The organism is Mycolicibacterium austroafricanum (assembly GCF_902705885.1).
Classification (GTDB): Bacteria; Actinomycetota; Actinomycetes; order Mycobacteriales; family Mycobacteriaceae; genus Mycobacterium; species Mycobacterium vanbaalenii_A.
Map to the genome: position 1 here is coordinate 38128 of NZ_CACSIP010000076.1, position 24366 is coordinate 62493.

Consider the following 24366-nt stretch of genomic DNA (forward strand, 5'->3'; position numbering starts at 1 on the left):
AGGAGTGCGCTTCATGTCCTACTTGGCGCAGAACCTACGGGTCCTGACCGAACACATCGACGAACTCGCAGCGAAGCAGACCTCAGCTGCCGGAAATCTGAAGATCGCGGGCGAGACGGTTAACGACCTGACATCGAGTGTGTGGGCCACCCACGGAGTGATCTGCGCCGCCAGCAATATGGCTGTCGGTGCCATCGAGGCCGCAAGGGACTCCGCCGATGCTGTGCTCTGGCGGATGTCGCACGATCTCTCCGTACGACTTCGGATGGCATCAGCGAACTACAACAACGCTGACTGGCGGGCGAGGAAGGACATCGATTCGTGCGAACTATGAGCAGAGTCGCCGATGAACCCTGAGGGCCTATGGAATGACGACGATGATGCGGAATCGCTCCCGACGTCCGACTGTCTGGACGAATTGCTTGGCCATGTGCCCACAGGAGACGACAGCGGCGACGACACCGGCTGGGGCACCCGTGTTTACGGCTCGGTTGCCGGTCAGGATGAGGTACCCCCTGACGCGTCGTTCACCGTGTCGAATCCGTCGGGGACTCTTTCGGCCACCGTCTGCCTCGGCGGACGACTGCGGCGAATCGACGTGACCGACGTGTCCCGGCTCGACGAAGTTCAGCTGAGTGAGGAGATCGTCGAAATGGCGGCACTCGCGAGCGAGAAAGCTCGCGCCGCCCAGCATGAGGTGACCGTTGAAATCATGCGCCGCTTGGGGCAGGACCGCGCGGGTGTGAGCGCGTTCCTCGTGCACTCGATCGGGCTACCGAACCACGAGCTCGCCACTGCCCATATGGCAGAGGCATTTTCTGCTCGCTATTGGCCGCATGACGGCTGACGGTCGAAACCGCGAGCGCTCTCGTCGGCGTCCCTGGGTTGCTGTCGGCGCCACAATCGTGTTGGTCGTGGCGATTACAGCGACGCTGGCCTTCACTTGGTGGCTTCCGGACTACCGCGTGAGCTCCACACGCGCATCCTGGCAGCCGCCACCGGAGGCGATGTTTGCCTCGTCGATGCACGAGCAGCCGGTCCCCGGTTGGCGGATCAATGTGGCCGACCTGGGCTTGCCCCGCACCGTCGACAGCGGGCTCGCGGTCAGTAACGATGAACGCCGTCTCCGGCCGCTCATCGGTAACGTCGGTACCAATGCCTATTTTCTCGCACGCAGTGGTGCAACAGAGAATTCGCAATGGTGGCTCGCCGGGTTGGACGTCCGTGATGGCAGAGCGCTCTTCGCCGCGGTGCCGTTGGGTGTCTTATCATCCGCACCCGAGTGCTTCCTGAACGGACCGAACGAAATCCTGTGTGTCACCCGTTTCTCGCCTTCAGCATCAGCGTGGGTGATCGACGCACGCTCGGGGACGGTCAAGTTCAGCGGTCCCACAGATCTGGGAGCGTTGGTGATCGAGCAGCTAGGGATGTACGCCGTGGCCAGAAAACAGAATGAGGGTGTGTACGGCATTGGCCCCCAGGCCGAGACAACGTGGTTCGTTCCGGGTGACGGATTGGTCAGCAAGGTGGACTCATCGCGGCCGGCGGCGTCGGCACAGACTCTCACTGCGCAGCTCGAGGCGAACCCGAGGACCTACATATTTACGGTGTTCTCGGTCACGGACGGTGAGGTGATCGAACCCGAGATCGAGGAGGGTTACACACTCGGCAAACCAGCCTTCTACACCGGTGGGTTCGCCGCTGAGGTGAACGACCCTGACGGGATACCCTCCGAGATCGCCTTCTTCGATGAGACAGGAAAGCGCCTCGGCGAATACGACGGTCCTGGCAATCCCGGAAACAGTCCGGCCGATCTTCCGGTTGTTGGACCGAATTCGGATGACCGGAATACGGTGTTCACGATTCAAGGGCAACCGCTGATCGAGGTCCCAGGCGGGACTTTGTATCTCGTGGGAACCACACTGATGGTTGACGGCGGCAACAGTCTGGCCTTCCCGGAGTTGCAGCTGTACAACATGCGCGACGGTACCGCCGCAGGGCCCATTTGCGACTACCCGATGCACAACTACCTCGGCACCGACGGATCCACGTTGGTGTTCGAGGTTACCAACCGGAACGCCGAATTGCTCGCGAAAGCCCACGACCTCCACTCCTGCGAGCGACTCTGGACGCTTCCCAAGGAACCCGATTCCCTCGACCGCATCTGGAACATCGACGGCACACTCGTCCAATTAGCCAATGAGGGAACGGAACTCAGGTCGCTGGTAGCGCCGAACTGATACCCGTCAGCGTTGCGCGTACTGCAACCCGACGAGCTGCTCGGACACGCTCGCGTTCGTCGAGCGACTCGCAACGCCCGCGCCAGCGAGGCGAGCACCTCCATCGACGGCTGCGGGCCGCGCTGCTGTTCCATCCGGCAGTAGTAGTCCGTCGAGATCATCGCCAGCGCGGCGACCTCCTCGCGGCGCAGTCCGGCGGTGCGGCGGCGTTGGCCGGCGGGCAGCCCGACGTCGTGCGGGGTCAGCGCTTCGCGGCGGGTGCGCAGAAAGTCCGCCAACTGTCCCTGGTCCATCAGCCCAGCGTCCTCGGCCCCACCGCTGGCGGTGTCGCGCACGCCGTTGAGACTGCGCCCACGGCGGCTGCTACTCGCACTTTTCCGACATGAGCGCAGCCTCAACGGTCAGGAAAGCCACAGTTTGACCGAACTGTGAGGTGGGGTACAGGGCAGGGATGGATCGGCTCAGTGGCCTCGACGCGGGCATGTTGTACAGCGAATCCGCCACGGTGCCGTTGCACGTCTGCTCGGTCGTCGAGCTGGACACGTCGACGGTTCCAGGTGGCTACAGCTTCGAGCGCTTCCGCGATGAGCTGGCGAAACGGATCCCGGCGTTGCCGGAGTTCCGGTCCAAACTGTCCGACAGCGACTTCAATCTCGACCATCCCGTGTGGGTGGAAGACAACGACTTCGACCTGGCCCGGCACCTGCACCGAGTCGGTCTTCCCGCCCCCGCCGGACGCAAAGAGATGGCCGAGGTGTGCGGGCACATCGCGTCGATCCCGCTGGACCGCAGCAAGCCGCTGTGGGAGATGTGGGTGATCGACGGGGTCGGCGGCAGCGCAGCGGACGACGCTGATGCGCGCGGGTTGATGATCAAGGTGCACCATGCGGCGGTGGACGGGGTGTCAGCGGCCCACCTGCTCAGCCAGCTGTGCGATGTGGAGGCCGACGCCCTCCCGCCCGCCCCGGTCGACGGTCCCGGCCAGGTGAATCCGCTGGCGATCGCCGCGGACGGCCTGTGGCGGTTCGTGACGCTGCCCTGGCAGCTGACCCGGACGATCCCGGTCACGGCGTCGACGATCGCCAAGACGATCGGCCGGGCGCTGGCCGGCGAGGCGATGGCGGCACCGTTCACTGCGCCGACCACCCGCTTCAACGGCGAGTTGACCGGCGCGCGCACCGTCGCCGTCGTGCAATTGGACCTTGACGACCTCAAGACGGCGAAGAACCGGTGTGGCGCCAAGGTCAACGACGTGGTCATGACGCTGTGCGGAGGCGCGCTGCGCAGCTTCCTCGCTGAGCGCGGCGAACTGCCCGACAAGCCGCTGATCGCGGTGGTGCCGTCATCGGTGAACGACCTGTCCGACCGCCCCGGCCGCAACCAGCTCTCGGGAATGTTCTGCAACCTGCAGACCCATATCGCCGATCCGCTGGAGCGGCTGCGCGTGATCGCCCAGTCGAACAAGCGGGCCAAGGACCACAGCGCGGCGCTGGGGCCGACGCTGCTGGTGGACCTGGCGCAGAGCATCTCCCGCGGTGCGTTCGGCGCGATGCTGGGGCTGCTGTCGCGCACGCCGCTGACCGACAGCACGATCCACAACGTCATCATCTCCAACGTGGCCGGCCCGACGACGACGCTCTATAGTTGCGGCGCCGAGGTGAAAGGGCTCTATCCACTGGGCCCGATCTTCCCCGGCTCGGGGTTGAACATCACGGTGATGTCGTTGGAGGACAAGCTCAACGTCGGCATCATCTCGTGTCCGCAGCTCGTCGACGACCTGTGGGACCTGGCCGACCGGTTCAAGATCGAGCTGAGTGAACTGCTGAGCCGCTGCTGATCCTCAGCCGCCGCGGCATCGCGAAACCTGAGCCCTCGGCCGTCAGCGACGGAAGGAGCGGTGCGATGACGTCCGAGCCGTTGACAATGCAGCCACGGCGGCGCCCACTCGCAGTTTCCCGCCCTGGGTGCAGTGTCGATGCGGCGGCGGGCGCATGAGTTTCAAGGGTGCGGTGAACCGGGCCACCGGCAGCCGCACCGTGGAGTCCATCGCGCGTGCCGGCTACCCGGTCAACGGGGTGCTGCATCTGCTGATCGCGTACATCATCGTGCGGGTCGCGTTCGGGTTCGCGGGCGACGCCGACCAGACGGGTGCGTTGGCGACGCTGGCCGACCAACGGGGCGGGGAGACGTCGTTGTGGGTGGTGGCTCTGGGGCTGGTCGCGTTGGCGATGTGGCGGTTGGCCGAAACCGTCCTGGGACTGCACCCCGGCGAACACACCCACGCACATCTGCGGGAGTCGCCGCTTGTCAACCGGCTCAAGGCGTTTGGCCTGGCAGTGCTCTACCTGGCGCTGGCCTTCACCGCGGCACAGTTCGCGCTGGGGGTGGGTCGGCAGGGAAGTGACCGGGCTGTGGGTCTGAGTGCGCGGCTGATGCAGTCCGACGGCGGCAATCTCCTCCTGGTGGTCGTGGGCGTGGTGGTGGCGGCGATCGGTGGCTACCTCGTCTACAAGGGGGTGTCGCGGAAGTTCCTCGGCGATCTCACGGTGCCGGGCGGGACGCTGATCACGGTGCTGGGGGTGTGCGGGCACGTCGGCGAGGGCGTGGTGCTGTTCGCCGCCGGGGCGTCCGTCAGCGGCGCGCCATTCCTGCGCGACCCGACCAGGGCGGCAGGGCTGGATGCCGCCGTCGAGACCTTCGGCCAGGCCCGGTTCGGGCAGACGATCCTCGTCGTCGCCGCGGCGGGGTTCGCTGCCTACGGCCTGTACAGCTTTGCGTTGACGCGGTACTCGCGGATGTGACGGGTGCATGGGAAATGGCCGCGCCTTTTCCGTCGGAAGACCTCGTGGCTTATGCGAGGATGGCTCGCATATCGCCGAAAGCAGAGGAGCTTGAGATGGCGTTCGAGCGAATCGACGACCTTCTGAACGGCGTGACCGCCGACGGGTCGCTGCATGGCGTCGCCGCGACGGTGGTCGGCCGCGACGGCGTCCTCTACGAGGGGGCAGCCGGAGAGGCGAAGCCGGACACGATGTTTCGCAACGCCTCGATGACCAAGGCCGTCGCGACCACCGCGGCGCTACAGCTCGTCGAGCAGGGACGCATCGATCTGGACGCGACCGCCGCGTCGATCGTGCCCGAGTTCGGCGAACTCCAAGTGCTCGACCACTTCGACGGCCGCGAGCCGGTGCTGCGGGCGCCCAAGACGCAGGCGACGGTCCGGCATCTGATGAACCACACGGCCGGCTGTGGCTACCACTTCATGAACGAGAAGCTGTTCGCGTACTGCGCCGAACAGAACTTTCCGAACCCGCTCGAAGGCATCAAGAAGAGCCTCAGCGCGCCGCTGGTCCACGATCCCGGCACGGTCTGGGAGTACGGCGTCAGCACCGACTGGCTCGGGATGGTCGTCGAGGCCGTCAGCGGCCAGACGCTGGCCGACTACCTCGCCGAGCATGTCTACGGCCCGCTCGACATGACGGACTCGACGTTCGACCCGACCGACGCGCAGCGCGCGCGGTTGCTGCCGATCCGCTTCCGGGCGCCGGACGGCAGCCTGATGGCGACCGACCTCGACCTGCCGGCGCAGCCCGAGTGGGACGCCGCCGGCCACGGGTCCTACGGAACCATCGCCGACTACGGGCGATTCGTGCGCGCCTGGCTCAGCGGCGGCGAGCTCGACGGCACGCGCATCCTCAGAGAGGAAACCGTCGAGCTCGCGTTGCGGGACCACCTCGACGGGGCACCGCTGCCCAAGCAGATGGAGCCGACCATCCCCGAGCTGGCCAAGCCGGTCCAGTTGCTCGACGTGCCCCAGGGGTGGGGGCTGGGTTTCCACCTGTACCTGGTCGACCTGCCCGGCATGCGCAGCGCCGGCTCGGCCGACTGGTCGGGGCTGTTCAACAGCTTCTTCTGGATCGACCGCAAGGCGGGGATCGGCGCAGTGATCGCGACGCAGCTACTGCCGTTCTTCGACGACAAGATGGTCGAGACGATCCTCGGCTTCGAGGCCGCGGTCTACGCGGAGCTCGGCGCCTGACGTTGAGGCTGCGCCGACGGCGCACCCCGACGGCGTTGGAGCCGGGACAACGGTAAAAACGTTGTTTCACAACAGAGTTCGCTCCTCCTACTCGATGAACATCGCCAAGATCGGGGTGGTGCTTCTCAACGCCGAACGCGACGCCCAACGTGCGGGACGAGCCAGTACAGGGCCCGGGTGGCGGTGGCGACGCGTTAGATGACTCGGGTGACAACGCCGGTGTGAAAGACGCCCTTGGCGGTGGTCTCGTTCAGGCCGGCGGACAGTAGGTCATGTAGGCCAGCACGACGTAGTCGGCGGCGCCTTTGCGGTCGAACGATGGGTTGTCGCTGAGGACGAAGTCGACGATCTGGGCGGTCGGTACACCGAGGTCGAGCTGCCGGCAGACGCCGTGCGCGTACATGACAGTCGCATATGGATTCGACGTGGTGATGCCAACGCTTTGAAGCCTATTGAGGAAGGCGGCGTCCTGAGGTTGCGCGCCCGCAGCGGGAGCCAGGCACAGCGCAGAAGTCACTGCGAGGCCTGCAGTGATTCCGCGTTTGGCTTTGAGATGAGTCATGAGGTTCCCAACTGTGGAGCAAACGCGAGTCTTCGATCTAGTTGTAGCAGCGCTTGTGGGTTTCGGCTGAGGGATGCCGAAGATCGGGTTCGTCGCGTCCCGGGTGCGACCGGCCAGCGCACTCCGGCGTTAGAGGGCCTTGCGTTAGGTATCCCCAGGGGGTGGAATCGCGGAAACCCCTGGCCGTACGCGAGAGCTCGACTGGGTTGCGCGCAAACGATGCAGCTGTGACAGATGATGCTGATCTGGCAGGTGATGCTATGTGCGTTGATATTCAAGGGTTCATCCCGATTCGTTCTGTCGGCGCTTTGCGGCATCATTCATTAAGTCAGGACGGTTTCGGCATCGCTCGAGGGCAAACATCACAGCGGAGCTTGGGGGAGCGGTGGACAGCGAGTTCGACGGGGCAGGGCCGATGGTGGTCTGTCCGCACGGGCACGCCAACGCCTGGAACTACAAGTTCTGCGGCCAATGCGGGTTGCCCATCGGCGCTGTGGCCTTTCCTGACGATGAGTCCGAGGGCAACGAGGTCGCCGGAACCGGTCGGCCGAAGCGGCGGGGTCTACTGATCGGAAGTGCGATCGCTACGGTCGTGATCGTGGTGGCCGTTGCGGCAACGGCCGTCGTGCTGTTGACTCGGCCATCGCCTGACGACTCGGCGACAGCGACTTCGTCGGGATTCGGCACCGGCGGCGTCGACCCTGCCAGCATGATCCCGCAGTGCACGGCGGCTCCGGCGGTGCAGGCGGAGTCGGTCGACATGACACCGGACGGGTTGGTGGTCGGTGCCGCGTTTCTGTCGCAGTGCGGAGGCGGCAGCACCGAAGTCGGAGCATCCGTGCGGATCACTGTCGCCGACGGGAATCGGGACATCGCCGCTGGTATGTTCGATTTCTCAGCCGCGCCGTTGACGATGAAGCCGGGTGAGACCGCTCGTCGCACGCTGGTGTTCCCGGCCGGGATGTACTGGCGCACGCCTGCCATGTTCTCCGGCGCACCGCAGCTCGTACTTCACCCGGAGGAGCAGTCGACATCGACAACCGTCGTTGCGGGTCCGGACAGGATGGTGGCGCAGGCGGTCGCTGAACCCGAGTACGGCAGCATCGACGGGGTAGCCGACGCGGTGCTCGGCGAGCTACGGGATGCCGACTACGAGTTTGTGTCCGGCTCGATTGCGAATCGTTGGGTGCCGCAGATCAGTTCGAAGAAGGCCGGCTTGACTGTCGACGGCAGGACGTTGACCAGTGCTGATGTCCTGCGCGACCACCTGGAGTTGCGCGCCAAGTACCTCGGTGTGCGACTGGTGTCGTCGGGGCAATGGACGACGTTCAACTCGCCGGACTGGTGGGTGACAGTCATAGGTGTGCCGGGCCTGCATCCAGCCGCGGCGAACGGATGGTGCGACTCTCAAGACCTGGGAGTGGACGACTGCTTCGCCAAGTTCGTCAGTTCCCTCTTCGGTGTCGAAGGCACCACCGTGTACAGGAAGTGAGTGGACGATGAGCTTCTGTGTGTTCTGCGGGGGTCGCCTGGCCGACACGATGCGGTGTCACTCCTGTGGTGCGGTCAACGTCGGCGGCACCTGGCACGAGTCGGCATACACACATACGGACGCCCCGAGTTCCTCGTCGGGAGCGGGGTGGCTGCCTGACCCTACGGGCCGGCATGAGGGCCGGTATTTCGTGGGTGGGCAGCCCACGGACCTGATTCGCGACGGTGGAGTGGAGGCACTCGACCCGCTCGGCAAGCAGCAGCTGGAAACATCTGGCGAAGAGAGTGTTTCGGTGACGACTCCGGCAGCCAAGAGCCGTCGCATCTGGATTTCCGCGGCAGCAGCAATGACGATCTTGGTGCTGGTGGGAGCGGCTGTTGGTGCACTCTTGTACGTCAACCGCGACCAGACGACTGTCGACGACCGGTACCTCACTGCGCTGCGGCAGGGCGGGTTCTCCGGCGCATACAACTCCGATGCCAACGCTGTGGCTCACGGCAAGAGCGTGTGTCGGCAGATGGAGGAAGGCGGCCCGCAACAGGGAATGCCGGCCGATGAAGTCGCGGTGCAGTACTTCTGTTCACAGTTCGTCGAGGGATTTCACGTGCTGGAGACAGCGACCATCACGGGTAGCTTCACGCTCAACGACGAGGACGCGAATGCCTATTCGTCGGCCATCGAGGTCGACGGTTCGTCGTGCAGAGGAGCCGGCGGGTATTCCGACGTCGATTCGGGAACGCCGGTGACGGTCAAGAACGGTAAGGGAGAGATCCTGACCACCACCTACCTCGAGGAGGGCAAGGGCGGCCGGTACATGTGCACCTTCGGCTTCACATTCGATGTCACAGAGGGCCAGGACCGCTACGTCGTCTCGGTGGGTCGGCGGGGAGAGCTCAGCTATTCCTTCGAAGAGCTGCGCGCCGGCGGCGTGGCGTTGTCGTTGGGTTGAAGATGGGGAACTCGCAACGGCGCGAATTGGATGACAGCCTGCTCGACCGGATACGTGCCGTCGTGGTTCCAGGCGACGAGATCTACACGTTGACGTCGAAACGGCCGAACCGGATCGTCTCGATCGAACGAGTGGGGATCGAGGTCGAGACCATCCGGTCGGAGGATCGCGGCACAGGTCCTCAGCTCGTGCCCGCGTGGATGATCGACACCGCGTGGGCTCATCTCCGCCGCCACGGCCGGCTGACGCAGGATGAGCTCCTCAGTTCGCTCAACGTGAAGAGGTCGGCGTTTGTCTGTGCGCTACTAGCTCAGTTCAATGACGTCTCCGTCATATCCTCTCGGCCGACAGTTCTGGAGCTCGTGCGTGAGGAATAACTGAGCGACGCGGCACAGTGTCGTCGAAGAGATGTGCGCCGGCTTGTCGGCGTCGCCCTCGAACTCTTAGGGATGTTCCCCATTCCCTGCGACCGCACATTTGGCGCATCATCTGGGGATGGATTCTTGCGATCGACACGAGCGCGCGCACGAAGGTGCAGTTCACAGGCTGGTTGACCATGAGCGTCACCGCGGCCCAGTTCTTGTCAGGCACTTGCCTTAGGTTGCGTCAATATTTGCAGGGTTCGCTAGCGGGAATGGATTGATGTCGCTTTCAGCGTGGATGAGCGATCACGAGCACGAGTGGCGGGAACGTTTGAAGCCGGTGCGGCTCGTCGTCGAGTCGGACTTCACTGCCGACGAGGTGCGTGCCGCTCACAAGCGGTACGGCGCCGCCGCCCGCCAGCTCTTTCTTCGTGGCTGGACCTACGAACAGTTCATCAAGCGATTCCCGGCGCTGACTGTGTTCGTCCTGGTCGGTCATGCTGCCCTTGAGTACGACCAAGGTCGATACTGGGACAGCTTCTGGGACGAGCTCGGAATGGGGCGTGACGCTGATTTCGAGAACGAGCTCCGCGCCAAATTGTTCGGCCTTCTCGACAAGTTCTCGCTTGCGCGCTCGCCACGCATCGAGCGTGAGCGCGCGTTCCGATACGTCATGACGCTGACGATGCATGCGGGCATTCCGGCCCATTGTCTCGCTGATTTGTTGCTAGTGATCAACACGCACATCAGCCAGGGACGGCCTGCGACCGGGGCAGCCGTTGTCGAGTGGCTGGAAGAGCCCGGAAAAGAACACCGCCTGGACACCCTCGATGTGCCGGTTCGGAACTTCCTGCTGAACGGCGCAGAGTTTGCGATTGACATCCTCGATCGCATCATCGAGTTCGTGGAGGCCGCAGCAGCCGACCCCACCTTGCTCGACCGCTACCTGGACTCATCAACGACCGGCCTCCCCGACGTTCTGCTCCACGAGCTCATCAAGCAACTCCGTGAGGAGCCGCTGGACTTCGAACCCAAGCGACTGACTTCGCGAGGTTCTCGACAGCCGGCGATCACCTACGACGTCGACGACGACGAGATCGTTCTCGAATTGCCGGCTCCCGGTGCCGACCCGGACCTGCCATGGCGGGTTTCGTTCGACGGCGACGTCCGCCACGTCCGGCCTACCCGCAAGTGGGGCGGCGACGCGCAGTCGGCAAAGACTGCTGTACCTGGACCGGTGCGCGAGATCGTCATGGCCCACCCGAGTGTGCCGAGCATGTCTCTTCCTCTTGTGGTGAAATCCGATCCGCTCCTCGTCTTCGAGAAATCCGGACGATGGGTCCCGCGCCGAGACGGGTTGAAGGACTGCGCCTGGGCCATTTTCCCGGAGGCCTACGCCCTGGTCGACAGCTACACCAAAGAAGCTGTTGAAGCATCCGATATGGGATCGCCAGCTGGATGGCGGGGCTGGCGCAGCGTCTTCGTTGAACTCGACGACATCGCCGGCCTGCAGCTGCTCGCAGCGGATGGGACCGAGATCGGTTCACCGCGGACCGTCCGCAAAGATGCGCGCCCGTCTTTCCGGCTAGGAGAAGCCATTCCGGGTGTCTACTCGGCCGACGGTCGGACGGTGTACGGCAGCCGGCCATGGGTGATGCTTCCGCCATCACACTCGGACCCCGGGCCGGAGTGGACTGTCCGCGTCCGTCGCCTGGGCGAGCCCGAATGGTTGGTCGAGGAGAAGTGGCGCGCAGAAGGTGTGGAGACGTGCGTAGACCCCCTCGACGAGGCGGAGACATCGCAGCTGGGTCTGTTTGAAATTGTTGTCACGGGACCGCTGGGTTCTGATGCCCGCTGTGTGGTGTTCATGGCGGAGGGCCTCACCGCGACCTTCGATACGTGGGTTCGCGTCCCCCAAGATGGTGGGCTGAGTCCCTGTACGGCTGATGTGTCGGCCGAGTCCTTCACGGTATTGCCGGCGCAGCCGATCGCGTTCGACTCACGTCGGTTGGATGCGCAGGCGCAACTCGAAGACAACAAGAACGCTGTTGCGCTCGTTGTCAGGCCACCTCATGTCGAAATTCGTTCGGGGGAAGTGGGATCTCCCGCTGCTTGGCGCATGACAGCAGAGGTCTGCGACCCCGAAGACTTCGCCCAAAACCGATTTGTAGCGATCCGGGCGCCCGGTATCGATTCCGTTGTTTTTGGCTATGTTTCACCGCACGGCGATCTCCTGCAGGGTGATCCGAGCCCACGCCGACGTCAGGGCGATGTTTTCGAGTGTCGAACTCAGCAGTTCGCCGACACAGTGCGCAGTCATCCGGCCGGGCGCATCGTTGCGACCCTGACAAGCAGTGACGCATCCGTCGAGGTCGCAGTACTACACGCACAGCCCAAGCGACTCGCGTCCGACGTGCGGCTTGACGAGGACAAGCTGATCTTCTCCGACATCGCCGACCTCGACGATCTTGCGGTGTATGTGTGGAGCACCACCGCACCATGGCGTCCGGCCGAAGTGTTGACAGTCGTCGACGGGACAGCTGCCCTGCCCTCTTTTCTGATCGAAGCTGGTGCGCTTCGATGTCAGCTGTTCGTCGACGACCCTTGGATGTTGATCGAGCCCCCGTCGACTCCCTCCGACTCAGCTTTCAACGTCGAGCAGTGGGGATGGCGAGAGGACGGCACACCAGCCGAGGTGAAGCTGTCGCGCTACCTGGGCTCAGAACGTTCCGCCCCGAAAGAGGTCGGTGCGATACCTGAAGTCTGGGCGGCTATGGCGCAACTGCACGCCGACAGCAGAACCGACAGGTTCGAAGGTTTGATCGAACTCCTGGAAGAAAATCCTCGAAGAGCATTGGAAAGCTTGGGAGACAGCACCATCGCCGCCGGTGACAAGATGGCCATGCTGATTCGCAGCGAATTGGTCAACCAGGACTATTCGGCAGAGGAGACACTCAACGAGTTGCACGCACATCCGTGGTTTGGATGCATGGTCGAGCTGGCTGACCTCCCGTCCCTGTTCCATCGGCGTGATGAGGTCCGCGAGGAGCGGAAACAGACTTTGGCGTACCTGCGGGACCGTGGCGGACTGCCTCTCATCGACCTGCTCCGGACCGGCATGAATTCTCACGCGGACTGGGCGTGTTTCGATGACAACGTCTACCGATGGACGAGAGTCGACGGAGCCCAGATCGAAGCGAAGTTGCAGGAAATCCAGCAGGTACCCCGCGCGCAACTTCACCCCGAGAGTCTCCGTGCTGGAGTTTACGAGGCGTTCTGCCGACGTCGTGAATGGGTGTCGACAGGGTGGTCGACGAACTATGCGCAGCAGCTGTCGTTCGTGGTGAATCCGATCAAGAAAGTTTCGCGGCCCTCCTATGAAGCAGTGGCCGCTCGGTGCGAACGAGTGCGCCGAATCGACCACACCGAGAATCCCTGGATTCTGATGTCGGTCGAATCGCTGACCTTGGCTTTGCTCGCGAGACTCGAAGCGCACGGTCGTATCGGGGGCCAGTACCTCAACCGGGGGCTGCTCGTCGATTGGGCGCGGCTGGCGCAACTGTGCCCGGTCATGGTGTCGAACGACATCCTGATCGCGGAGGCCCTGATTCTTCATGAACGGCGTGTTGATTTCGTTGGAGAGGGTGTATGAACGACCGACTCGACCCGCTTGACACCGCTCGACAGATCGAGAGCTCCTACAAGCGCTACCTCAAAACCCTTCTCGCACCGCGGGATGAGGCGCTCGCAACAGCCTTCGACGCCGAGATCGATTCCAGCACGATGCTCACCAAGGGCCCGATCCTGGAGCTGACACCTCCCTATGAAACGGGCTCGACAAGCCGCGAGTTGATCGAACAAGGTGTCCTGCATCGAGACTTCGCCCGTCTGCACAGCGACGCCTTCTCCCTCGATCAACCCCTGTATGTGCACCAGGAAACTGCGATCCGCAAGTTCGTCGCCGGTCGAAACCTCGTTGTGAGTACTGGCACGGGGTCCGGTAAGACCGAAAGCTTCCTCATCCCGATCATCAACTCGCTGCTGGCGGAATCAGCACGAGGTGCCCTCGGCCCCGGAGTCAGGGCGCTGCTGCTCTACCCGATGAACGCATTGGCGAACGACCAGCTCAAGCGCCTGCGCGCAGTACTTGCCGCCATCCCCGAGATTACGTTCGGTCGCTACACCGGCGAAACCAGCGAAGAGGAACGGAAAGCGGAGAATGAGTTTCTGCAGTTGAATCCGGGCGCGCGTCGCCTGCCCAACGAGCTACTGAGTCGCGACGAGATGCGTAGTTCACCGCCGCACCTGCTGCTGACCAACTACGCGATGCTCGAGTACCTTCTGCTGCGTCCCGCGGACATCGATCTGTTCGACGGGCCGTACGCGGGTACGTGGCGGTACATCGTCATGGATGAAGCCCATGTCTACGACGGCGCCCAGGGGACCGAGGTTGCGCTTCTCCTTCGTCGTCTGAAACAGCGCGTTGCGCCGGGTACGGATCTGCAGTGCATTGCGACTTCGGCGTCGCTGACCGGCTCGCTGCGCGGTGACCCGCGTGGCGAGGCAATGGAGTTCGCCTCCAACCTCTTCGACGCGAGCTTCGAGTACGTCGATGGCGATCCTGGTAGGCAGGATCTCGTCGAGCCGACGCGAAAGAAGCATCTCCAGACGCCGACATGGCGGCTGTCCGGCGAGCAGTTGCTTGCTCTTCGTGACCATTCGATGCGGATCGAGGATGTCGGTCCGGCGGGCATGGAGCCGGCAGAGGCTCTGCACTTCGAAGAGTCGATCATCACGCTCAAGGAATCCCTGGGCGGGGGTCCGGGTGACGTGCGTCGACTCAGAGAGCGCCTCTGGCCCGGTGACGACCTGTCAGAGGAGAAGCTCGACGCCTTGGTCGGTCTGGGCAGCCGCGTCAAGGACGAGTCCGGTCACCCGGTGCTCTCCGCTCGTTACCACTTGTTCGTGCGTGCCACCGAAGGCGCTTTCGTCAGTTTCGACGACGACGGCCCGAGAATCTTCCTCGGCCGCCACGAAGTCGACCCAGATACTGGCCGAGCAGTGTTCGAGTTCGGTACGTGCACGCGATGCGGTGCCGTGCACCTGGCCGGCGAACTCGAACGTGAAGGTCACGAGGAGTTCTTCCGACCATCGAAAAAGGCCGACGGCTCGGTAAATTGGTTGGTACTTGCCGATGTCGATCAAGACATCATGGTCGACGAGGACGAAGTCACTCTCTCCGACGAAGAGACCAAGTCCAAGACTGATCCAACGACGAGGCGACTGTGCACCGCGTGCGGGTTGCTGATCGACGCGAACGCCACCACCTGCCCTATCGCCAGTTGTGGGAGCGGCCAGCTGCTCCTGGTGCGCGAGCATCCGCGAGCCAAACGCGTGATGACGCGCTGCACCGAGTGCGGCACACAGTCCCGCCAGGGTGTTCGTCGATTGAGAACCGACGTGAATGCCGCTCCGGCGGTCGTGACGACCGCGCTCTACCAACAGCTTCCCGAAGCCGTCGACGAGGCTGCCGACAATGTCGGCGGAGGTCGCAAGCTGCTGATGTTCTCCGACTCCCGCCAAGCGGCGGCTTTCGCAGCGCCCTACCTCGACCGGACGTACGCCCGGATGCTCGAGCGCCGCTATATCACTCAGGCGCTGCAGGATCCGGCTGCGGCCGCGGGCGAACTCAGCTTGCGTGACCTCGCAATCCTCACCCGCGAGCGAGCCGCGGAAGCGGGTCACTTCGAGCAGAAGATGGGCTCGATCGAGATGGCTCAAGCAGTGAACCAGTGGGTCACTGGCGAACTGATGACTCTGGAGACACGTCAGTCACTCGAAGGACTCGGTCTCATGCGCGTTTCGCTGCGTCGAGATGCGGTGACGCAGCTGCGAGGATTCACCTCCCTGGGCCTCAGCGACGACGAAGCATGGGCGTTGACCAACGAACTGGTCAAGACGGTCCGGCTGCAGGGCGCGATGACGGTGCTGGAACGCGTCGACATCAAAGACGAGAGATTCGCGCCTCGCAACACTCGGGTCAGGATGCGGTCGACCGGATCGGACCGAGCCAAGCAGATCATCAGTTGGAATCCGAGCGGCGCTGGCACAACGAACAGCCGGATGACGTTCCTCCGCAAGGTGTTGGCCGAGCTATCCAACGAGACTTCCGCGGAGCGTGTCCTCGACGGCTGCTGGCGTCTACTCGAGTCTTCCGGATTCCTCACCGCCGAGTCGGACCGCGTACTGGGCCAGGTCTACCAGGTCGATCACACGATGTTGTCGGTAACGGACGGCGCCGCGTGCCCGTGGTACCGATGTGACACCTGCCGTCTTGTGACGGCCTTCTCGGTCCGGGACTTGTGTCCCAACAGCCGATGCACCGGGAGACTCAAACCCTATGAGATCCCGGCACCGGACTCAGACGCCAACCACTATCGCGTCGTGTATCAGACGATGAACCCCGCTCCGCTGCGAGCACACGAGCACACCGCGCAATGGGATTCGCGAACAGCGGCCAACATCCAGCGGGAGTTCATCTCCGGCAAGGTCAACGTCTTGTCGTGCTCGACCACCTTCGAGCTCGGAGTCGATGTCGGCGACCTCCAGTCTGTCGTGATGCGAAACATGCCACCGAAGACGGCCAACTATGTTCAGCGGGCGGGTCGGGCGGGCCGCCGTGCTTCCTCGGCCGCCTTGGTGGTCACCTACGCCAATAGGTCTGCCCACGACCTCGCAAAATACCAAGAGCCCAATTCCATGATCGCTGGGCAGATGCGCATCCCATGGGTGCCTGTCGACAACCCGCGGATTGCCCGTCGGCACGCCCACTCGATCGCATTGGCAGCGTACTTTCGGCACTGTTATCAAACGCGGAATGAGAAGTGGAAGAATGCCGGAGCGTTCTTCTCACGCCAAGAGGGCGAGACGGATTCCCCAGCCAGTCGCGTCAGCCATTTCTTGTCACCAGTCCCCGAGGCCGTCAGAGAAGCATTGCGAGTTGCTCTACCTCAGAGCGTTCATGCGGAGATCAGCGTGCACGACGGCAGCTGGGTCGACGAACTGGTGCAGCTGTTGGATTCCGAGGAACAGGAACTCGTCAAGGACATCACTGACCTAGAGGATCGGATCCAGGCGGCGGCCAAGGAGCGAAAGTTCAGCTTGAGCAGGCGCCTCGACGACACGTTGAATACCGTTCGCGGTCGAGAACTGTTGGGCTATCTCGCAGCACGGAACATCCTTCCCAAATACGGGTTTCCGGTCGACACTGTGGAGCTCAGCACACTGCACTCCGCAGATCCCATCGGCCGTCAGTTGGAACTGTCGCGGGACCTCAGCCTGGCTATCTACGATTACGCCCCAGGTAACCAGGTGGTGGCTGGCGGAAAGCTGTGGACGTCGACCGGACTGAAGAAGCGGCCCGATCGGGAGCTCGACCATCATGAGTTCCGGGTCTGCCCGACATGCAAGAGATTCGAGCGTGGCCGCAGCTTCGACGGTTCGGACATCTGTCCGAGTTGTGGCGACGCGTTCAAGAGCGCCGGCACGCTCGTGATTCCGGAGTTCGGTTTCATCGCCGCTGGAGAGTCTGACGAAGTGGGCAGCTCGCCACCTCAACGCCGATGGCACGGTGACAGCTATGTCGAGACCCGCGGAGAAGACGCAAGTGTGCATCAGTGGTCTGGACCCAACGGGTTGAAAGTGACCGGCCGGGCAGGGGTGCGTGCCTGGCTAGCCGTGGTGTCCGACGGAGCTGGTGACGGCTTTCAGCTTTGTCAGTGGTGTGGCTGGGCGAGTGCGAAGGAACGTGGTGTGCGGGGTCCCAAGAAGCATCAGCGGCCAGACAACAACAAAGACTGCGGAGGACGCTTCGAGGTGGTGTCCCTCGGCCACCGGTACCAGTCGGACATCGCGGAATTCACTTTCGACGGTGTCCCTTATCGCTCCGACCAAGAAGCGATCTGGCTGTCGTCGCTATACGCGATGCTGGAGGGCGCATCGTATGCTCTGGAGATCAGCCGAGACGACATTGGCGGCGCGCTGTCCTGGAATGCCGAACATCGGCGGAGCATCGTCCTGTACGACACGGTTCCCGGCGGTGCCGGGGCAGCCAAGAAGATCGCTGAGAACGTCGGCGTCGTGGTGGAGGCTGCGGTCAAGCGGGTGAGTGACTGCGATTGCGGCGAGGAGACGTCGTGTTATGGCTGCCTGCGCACGTATAGGAACGCCCGCGATCATGAAAGGCTCTCGCGGGGTGCAGCATTACGGTTGCTGAGTCTCTGATTTTCGCAGCTGAGGAAGGTTTGTGGGCGATGGTGGAAGCACATGAAAGTGATGGTGAATAGGTCAGATGAAACTCTCGTCAGTGCGTCAAATACGAGGTGCACTGCGTGAGATTCCTGGCGCACTGCGGGATGAGCCTCTGCCGGAGGGCTCGGGTGTCGGCGACAGCCCTGGTACCCAGATCTGGATATCTGCCCCTGCTGTCGAGCGCTCGATGCCCTCGATGGATGCACTATCGGAAAGCGACATCGACTCTGAGCGCGGCGTGGCCGATGAACCGGCTGTCATCTTCGAAGTACCTCCCCATGTAACTGACGACGACGTGCTGCATGCTCTCGGGGACGAACGAGTCGGAGAAATCGACAGACTGCTACAGCTGCGTGGGATCGATGCACTGGGCGCGTATCTCACGTTCCATCAGCTAGCAGGTCAGTACGGAATCTACATACCATTCGAAGGCGTGCTCCTGATGGCCGCTCGTTCGTTCTGGGCCCTCGATCTCCCGCCTCAGCGGAAGTTGGAGCTCGCGTTTCACGCGATCCTGCGTCATGAGCTGTTCCACTTTGAAGCTGATTGCATGGTCGCAAACTGGGAGATGATCACCGGTGTCGAGGTGTACTGGTCGTCACGGCGACACCGAAACGGCAATGGATACATCGAAGCAGAAGAGGCACTGGCCAATGCCTACATGCTGAGGGGTTTCAAGCATCCCACGCGTCTTCTGTCGAATGCGCCCGGTGCGTACGCTGCTCTCAAGAAATTCTGCGAGAAGAAGCAGCCCGCCGGATACAAGGACGGGCCAAAGTACGCCAAGAATCGGACAGAGTTTCTGCGGGAGTGCAGCCGCCTATCGGATATGTACCACACGACATCCTCAGCCGCGTGGCATGTTCCCTACGAGCTCGACAAGCTGATCGTCTATCCGGACCCCGTACGGATCGATTGGACTCGTGTTCCCATCATCATCGAGGACCGGTACGGCCTGTTCGCCGAGCTCGGCATCACGCCCTCGTATTTTTCGATCGTCAACGACATCGAGGAGACCGACAACTTCTTGCGCGCATTCCGGAAGCTGGACCGGAGCATCCAGAAGCGCTGGAGTGACAGCAAATCAGCCCTTTCACGGTCTACTGCCCTGAAGAGTCTTGACTTCAAGCAATGGAAGAAGGACGGCCCAGACTACTATTCGGTCCGAGTGGGCGGAAACTACCGAGTTCACCTCCGCTATGACCGCGACGACTCAAGGTGGTTCGCTGAAGCGATTGGGAACCACAAGACCATGGGCCACAAATGAATTACGAGGTGTGTGCGCGCATCTCACTGCGGCCCTGAGTATGAGCCTCTTTGTCGCCGCCGATCTCTAGCACCATTGGTCAGCGCTTGGCCGCGTTTGAAGAGCGCGTACTCAACATCTTCCGGCGTTCCATTCCAGGCCCGGTCACTCGACCATTTCTCCGCCAGCTCCAAGTAATATACGTAGTCCGCGCGCGATATGCCACCTGCGGCGAGGATCCCTGTGCCTGCATCGTGCAGTGCAAGTAGAACATTGAGGTCCAGAATCAAAGGCCGGGGACGTAAGGAGTGCTGGTAACCCGCGAAATGGAGTAGCTTCGTTCCGAAAGCGTATCCGAGTCCGGGGATCTTGTGATTGTTGTGGAGTGCATACCAGCCGGCCTCGGCTCCGGCGGTCCGTGTCAGTTCGACTATCCTGCTGATGTTCTCGACCGGTGGGCTCTGGAGAAGTGATCGTTGAATTGGAAAGCGGACGTTGGTAGTTCCGTACCCCCACGCCATCGAGGCGTAGAACAGGTCTAGTGGGTCCGCGTCGGCGTACTCATGGACGAAGGAGCGGCGGATGCCTCCGTTCGTATCGACCTCGGAAGTCAACGCATCGAGTAGTGACGGTCGGGAACTCAGAAAGCTCCTCCATGTGGGCGTCGCTTTCCAGGCATTGAGTTGTTCGCCGGCATCGCCGTACAACCGTGCCGAGAGGAATTCGGGAATATCGACCCGATTCGGGTTCGTCATTTCACGCGACTCAAGTGAGGCGTGTAGCTGTAACCGAACTGCTCCAGCCGTCGTCTCGCCACTTCGACCTCAACCTCGCTGAAAAGCCCTGAAAAGTCAGGCTCGACAACGATCGCTTCGACGGTCAAGTCCATCCGACCTCGCTCCCAGAGCTCGGCAAAGCCATCTGACACAGCTGGCGCAGCGATCAGTTTTCGTGCTGTCTCGACTGGCCCATGCTGGGCGAGCATACTCCTGAAATAGGTTGCGTTATAGCCAGCTTCTGCGAAGGCGCGACGGTATGTGTCGCGCATTCTCTGCGCGAAAAGCTGTTCGACTTCGTTGTCGGTATCGCCGGTGTCGGCCACGTCGATCTCCGCCGCCGGTTCACCCGCGGCCGCCGCGCCCTTGTTCTCGACAAAGCCCAGGAGGGCATCGACGGACGTGAACACTTTGTAGCCCAGCTCTTCGAGGCGAGGAAGGTCGGCATCATCGGCGTCGAGTTCCAGAACCACAGGTGAACCCACGCCGAGCTGAAGTCCATCTGGCCAGAATGCTTCCGCCACAGCCAGTTCGGCTCCACTGGTGGGATCAGCTATCTCTGCGTCGAGTAAAGGCGAAGCAAAGCCCCGGCCCTCCAGTTCCTCGACGAGGACGCGAATTTGTTCGGCGCGGGGCTCGTCAACCGCCTCATCAGAGACCTGTAGGCGCTCTAACGCCACGCCGTCGTGTGGTGCGTCTGAGTTCCTTAGACTTTCGAGAAAGTTCTGCGCGGATGAGGCCAGCAGCTCACGACGTGCGGCGAGGAAGTCCAGGTATCGGTCTGCCCGCCACAGGTCAGGGTCAGTTGGTATCCATTGTGATTCGAGAACGCCGGGATGCTGGCTCTGTACCTTGGGCAGGTATTCGGCCGGGTCACGCATGCCGATCTTGATGTTGGTGTCCTGCGTGAGGAAGCAGAAGTTCGCAATAGCGTTGATCTCGTTGCGGTCGAAGCCGTGCTTTCGCAGGAGCGCCTTCGGGAAGATGTGATGCACCTGCAGCGAAGTGAGTTTGCCGAGCAATTCGGCACGCAACTCCAGTCCGCTGCCGAAATCTCGGGCACCATCGACACGCGTGAGCAGGTAGAGCAGCGGATAGAAGCGCGATCCGCGTGTCGCACCCGCGAAATCGTCCGGCCCGATGGTGAGTCGGCCGCCGCGGACGCGCTCCAGGGTCGAGATGAGCGCGTCAACTCCACCACGTTCCAGCGCGTCGTAGTCCTGCTGCAAAACCGTTTCTGTCGATCCACTGAAGCGCCCCCACAACGCGGAATGCACGTACCAGAAGAGAACCTTGTCTCGGTGGGCGCTGTCGGTGAATCCGCCTCCGTTGCGTTGCAACAGGAGTGTGATGACAGGAGTGGCATATCGGCCCATGAGTACTCGGTCGTGGTCAAGGCCGAGGCGGCCTGAGCTCGCGTCCAGGAACGTGCCGATGTGGTTGACCGACTCCTTGAGCGCGGCTTGGAACTCGTCCGCGGACACACCACTCAGTGACGAGAACAGCGCACGTCTTGTCGCGACCGCAGTCGCGTTGCGCAGCAACCAATCCAGCGAAAACCGGAATCCGGCCTTCCGCCAACGTTCGAGGTTGTCCCTCAACTCCTGTCGAGCTTCGGGCCATTCCGCACACAGTTTGGCCAGCGCTAGGTCTCCTTTGGAGAGCTTGGTGCCACCGGAGTTGACCTTGTTGAAGATGTCTACGACCTCGTCGACGGTCTTGCTGGCACCGGTGATCTTCTCCTGGTTGAAGTTGCGGTTCTCGATCTCCTTGATGCGATTCAGGCGTTCCAGATAGGTGTTCAGTACGTCCCGTTCGACGTTGGGGAAGGCCGTCAAATACTCGAACGGACCCTTGTCGAATAGCTCTGTGACGTTCACCCACGTCGGCTCCCCGGACATCTTGGTCGGGGCGTAGAACTCGAATGACTCCGACTCCACGTTGAAATACAGGCCGGTGAATGCGCTCGTGTCCCCCTCGAAGAAGGGCGGCGGAGTCCCGCGAATGACGCCGTACATGGATGTGACCCTTTGTTGACCGTCGAGCAGGAGCTGCCGAGTGCCGCTTCCCGCAGCGGCACCGCGGACGTGGATATCCTCCGAAGCGGTCTCCCACATGAGCAGGCCGCCGACGGGGTACCCACGGTACAGCGACCGCATCAGTCCGCGGACCTGGTCGCGGTTCCAGACATAGCCGCGCTGGAATTCGGGAAGAAGCACTGCGCCGGAATCGATCTCATCCAGCAGTGTCGACAGGCGGGTCAATGGTTTCTCCTGATCAATCTTGGACGACGGAAGCGACGAAGGGGCTCGGCTCGCCGTGCCAGGTGACAAGCAGTTCCTCGCGCGCGCGGGTGCACGCAACGAAGAGCAGACAGCGTTCCCGTTCCAGGTCTTGCTGATGTGTCTGCTTGTCATCCTCGGCAGGAGTGACTGCATTGGCGGCTGGAACATGTTTAGCACTGACTCCCGCGACGCACACGCAACGGAATTCCAACCCCTTCACGCGGTGCATGGTGCCGACGCGGACGGCATCGTCATCGTCGGAGGCCTTCGCCAGGTCGACGGAATCGACGCCGACCTTACGCAGAGCGCTCTCGATCTTCGACGTCAGCCACTTGGCCCGTACCGCGATCCCGATCTCCGATGGCGCGATGCCGTTATCGATCCACTCTTTGACCGACGCAGCGATGAACTTCGTCTCCGCTTCGGCACTCTCGAAACCGTTCAGCGCGGGGGGCTTGCCATGCACCGAGGATTTGCAGCCGGCGATGGAATCCAACCCGCCTTCCATATCGTCGATCGGTTCGCCGCGCAGCAGACCCAGGCTCCAGCCGAGAATCTCGGCGGTGGTGCGGTAGTTGATGTTCAGCCGGGATGACCGCCCGGCGATCTTGATACCCACTTCGCGCAAGCTGACCCGGTTGTCGTAGATGCGCTGGTGTGTGTCCCCGGCGATGAAGATGTCGTCGGGCGCTTCGGCGACGGCGGCGCGTAGCAGCCGCCATTGGTCGGGACTGAGGTCCTGGGCTTCATCGATGATGATGTGGCGGAACGGCTTGTCGGAGGATTCCTCCAGCAGGCGGGTTGCCTCGCGCCGGATGGTCTCGTGCGTCCAGACGCCCTGCCGGGTCAGCGTCTGCTCGAACTCCCAGATCGCCTGCCACACTTGCGCGCGTTGCGCGGCTCCGAGGCCGCGGCCCCGGCCGGTTCGTTTGGCGGCCAGGTACTCATCGGCCGTGCTGATACGACGGGCCAGCACCACCTGCCGCCATTCCTCGGACAGGAACACCGGGGTAAAGCTGAGGCCGAGTTCGCCGATCAGCCCAGTCCACAGCGCCTTCTCGTCTTCGGAGCCGAGCATGTACGGCGCTCCGTGAGTCTTGCGGAAGATTCGGTGGGCGATCCGGTCGACATGCGAGACCTCGATCCTGCTTTCCACCTGCTCGTCGTCGATCAGCATGTCGAGCCCGGATTGCAGCGTCTCCGACAGCGTGGAGGTGAAGGTGGTGACGAGCATCTTGCCGTCCCCGCGGGTGGCGAGCATGCGCGCCCGGTGCAGGGCGACGACGGTCTTGCCGGTGCCGGGCCCGCCCGTGACTCGGGCCGGTCCCTTGTAGGAGGCGTCGACGACGGCGCGTTGGGTGGGGTGCAGGTACACCCGCCAGGTGGCGAACGGGTAGGCGAATACGTCCATCAGTTCGTCGGGCCCGCTGACGAGGACGACGCGGTCACGGCTGCGCAGGATGGCGGCGTCGATGTCCTCGGTGTCGACGGGTTCGTTGAGGATCTGCGCACCGAGGTCGGCCCACACCTCCTCGGGGGTGAAGCCGGCGGCGAGGCCGAACAGCACATCCCATTGCGTCTCCGGGAGGAAGGACTTCGCCGCATCGAGTTGGGCAGCGTCGGTGACGGTGCGGGCGAACGCGAGCACCTTCGCGTCAATGCCGAGCTTGGTCAGTTCGCCGTCCTTGACGTGGGCGAAGATCGGCACGCCACCGGCCTTGGCGGCTTCTTCTCGCTCGGGAATCTGGCGGTCGAGTTCGGTTTCGTCGCGGATCTCGATGCCGCCGGTGGCCGAGTTCACCGAGACGTTGCTGCGCTGCGCCCAGGCGTAGGCGTCGTCGTGATGCAGGACCTTCAGCAGCGTGTAGACGTCGCCGCTGACGGGGGCGAGCACGATGCCGCGCCAGGCCTGGTCGATGCGGATGGATCGGAATCGTGGGTTGCGCGCGTTGTTGATCTTCTCCAGATGCAGCCCGGTGTGGGTGGCGGTATCGAATTCGTCGAAAACCTCGGCAACCCTTTTGGCGACCGGCTTCTCCATCTTAGCCAGGTCGGTGATGAATCCCTTGTCGATGGCAAGTGTGGGCAATTGATCTTTCCTTGCT

At 62.9% G+C, this 24366-nt stretch carries 16 protein-coding genes and 1 pseudogene; 12 read left to right on the forward strand and 5 right to left on the reverse strand.

Features of this window, described 5'->3' with window-relative positions; translation table 11 throughout:
• Window positions 1-13: 13 nt before the first annotated feature.
• The 3 genes from BEMPMBAN_RS31895 (at window position 14) to BEMPMBAN_RS31905 (ending at window position 2240) form a co-directional block, all read left to right on the forward strand.
• Window positions 14-334 carry an ESX-1 secretion-associated protein gene (locus BEMPMBAN_RS31895; protein ID WP_159235467.1) on the forward strand — a complete coding sequence of 107 codons (321 nt, stop codon included), beginning with the start codon at window positions 14-16 and terminating at the stop codon, window positions 332-334.
• A gap of 12 nt (window positions 335-346) precedes the next feature.
• Complete coding sequence (locus BEMPMBAN_RS31900) at window positions 347-847, forward strand: hypothetical protein (RefSeq protein WP_159235468.1); 501 nt, start codon at window positions 347-349, stop codon at window positions 845-847.
• Between the two features lie 67 nt (window positions 848-914).
• On the forward strand, window positions 915-2240 hold the full coding sequence (locus BEMPMBAN_RS31905; protein ID WP_159235469.1) for a 9-bladed beta-propeller domain-containing protein: 1326 nt from the start codon (window positions 915-917) through the stop codon (window positions 2238-2240).
• A 50-nt stretch (window positions 2241-2290) separates the two neighbouring features.
• Here the strand turns inward: BEMPMBAN_RS31905 and BEMPMBAN_RS31910 are convergent.
• Window positions 2291-2533, reverse strand: a pseudogene (locus BEMPMBAN_RS31910) (helix-turn-helix domain-containing protein); the annotation flags it as partial.
• Window positions 2534-2691: 158 nt separating this feature from the next.
• Between BEMPMBAN_RS31910 and BEMPMBAN_RS31915 the strand changes: the two are divergent.
• The 3 genes from BEMPMBAN_RS31915 (at window position 2692) to BEMPMBAN_RS31925 (ending at window position 6279) form a co-directional block, all read left to right on the forward strand.
• On the forward strand, window positions 2692-4077 hold the full coding sequence (locus BEMPMBAN_RS31915) for a WS/DGAT/MGAT family O-acyltransferase (RefSeq protein WP_159235470.1): 1386 nt from the start codon (window positions 2692-2694) through the stop codon (window positions 4075-4077).
• A gap of 154 nt (window positions 4078-4231) precedes the next feature.
• On the forward strand, window positions 4232-5041 hold the full coding sequence (locus BEMPMBAN_RS31920; RefSeq protein ID WP_159235471.1) for a DUF1206 domain-containing protein: 810 nt from the start codon (window positions 4232-4234) through the stop codon (window positions 5039-5041).
• Between the two features lie 95 nt (window positions 5042-5136).
• Entirely contained in the window at window positions 5137-6279 is a 1143-nt protein-coding gene (locus tag BEMPMBAN_RS31925; protein WP_159235472.1) for a serine hydrolase domain-containing protein, read from the forward strand.
• Between the two features lie 250 nt (window positions 6280-6529).
• Here the strand turns inward: BEMPMBAN_RS31925 and BEMPMBAN_RS31930 are convergent, their stop codons facing one another.
• The gene (locus BEMPMBAN_RS31930; RefSeq protein ID WP_159235473.1) at window positions 6530-6841 is read right to left on the reverse strand and encodes a DUF732 domain-containing protein; all 312 of its coding nucleotides are present in this window, start codon (window positions 6839-6841) and stop codon (window positions 6530-6532) included.
• A gap of 385 nt (window positions 6842-7226) precedes the next feature.
• Here BEMPMBAN_RS31930 and BEMPMBAN_RS31935 point away from each other — a divergent pair, with 385 nt between their 5' ends.
• The 6 genes from BEMPMBAN_RS31935 to BEMPMBAN_RS31960 all read left to right on the forward strand — a co-directional run bounded on the left by BEMPMBAN_RS31935 (window position 7227) and on the right by BEMPMBAN_RS31960 (window position 19221).
• Window positions 7227-8333 (forward strand): hypothetical protein, encoded by a 1107-nt coding sequence (locus tag BEMPMBAN_RS31935; protein WP_159235474.1) that lies wholly within the window; start codon window positions 7227-7229, stop codon window positions 8331-8333.
• A gap of 7 nt (window positions 8334-8340) precedes the next feature.
• Window positions 8341-9282 carry a DUF732 domain-containing protein gene (locus BEMPMBAN_RS31940; protein WP_159235475.1) on the forward strand — a complete coding sequence of 314 codons (942 nt, stop codon included), beginning with the start codon at window positions 8341-8343 and terminating at the stop codon, window positions 9280-9282.
• Window positions 9283-9284: 2 nt separating this feature from the next.
• Window positions 9285-9659 carry a hypothetical protein gene (locus BEMPMBAN_RS31945; protein ID WP_159235476.1) on the forward strand — a complete coding sequence of 125 codons (375 nt, stop codon included), beginning with the start codon at window positions 9285-9287 and terminating at the stop codon, window positions 9657-9659.
• A gap of 283 nt (window positions 9660-9942) precedes the next feature.
• Window positions 9943-13296: a hypothetical protein gene (locus tag BEMPMBAN_RS31950; RefSeq protein WP_234897814.1), complete on the forward strand. Its 3354-nt coding sequence runs from the start codon at window positions 9943-9945 to the stop codon at window positions 13294-13296.
• Complete coding sequence (locus BEMPMBAN_RS31955) at window positions 13293-17927, forward strand: DEAD/DEAH box helicase family protein (protein WP_159235478.1); 4635 nt, start codon at window positions 13293-13295, stop codon at window positions 17925-17927. The genes BEMPMBAN_RS31950 and BEMPMBAN_RS31955 overlap by 4 nt, the downstream gene beginning before the upstream one ends.
• Window positions 17928-17994: 67 nt before the next feature.
• The gene (locus BEMPMBAN_RS31960; protein WP_234897815.1) at window positions 17995-19221 is read left to right on the forward strand and encodes a hypothetical protein; all 1227 of its coding nucleotides are present in this window, start codon (window positions 17995-17997) and stop codon (window positions 19219-19221) included.
• Between the two features lie 23 nt (window positions 19222-19244).
• Here BEMPMBAN_RS31960 and BEMPMBAN_RS31965 read toward each other — a convergent pair whose 3' ends face one another.
• From BEMPMBAN_RS31965 to BEMPMBAN_RS31975, 3 genes are read right to left on the reverse strand one after another with little or no spacing between them, the layout of a single operon-like run.
• Complete coding sequence (locus BEMPMBAN_RS31965; protein ID WP_159235479.1) at window positions 19245-19955, reverse strand: 8-oxoguanine DNA glycosylase OGG fold protein; 711 nt, start codon at window positions 19953-19955, stop codon at window positions 19245-19247.
• Window positions 19952-22240, reverse strand: a complete 2289-nt coding sequence (locus BEMPMBAN_RS31970; RefSeq protein WP_159235480.1) for a GmrSD restriction endonuclease domain-containing protein — start codon at window positions 22238-22240, stop codon at window positions 19952-19954. The genes BEMPMBAN_RS31965 and BEMPMBAN_RS31970 overlap by 4 nt, the downstream gene beginning before the upstream one ends.
• A 13-nt stretch (window positions 22241-22253) precedes the next feature.
• Window positions 22254-24350 (reverse strand): 3'-5' exonuclease, encoded by a 2097-nt coding sequence (locus tag BEMPMBAN_RS31975; RefSeq protein ID WP_159235481.1) that lies wholly within the window; start codon window positions 24348-24350, stop codon window positions 22254-22256.
• Between the last annotated feature and the right edge of the window lie 16 nt (window positions 24351-24366).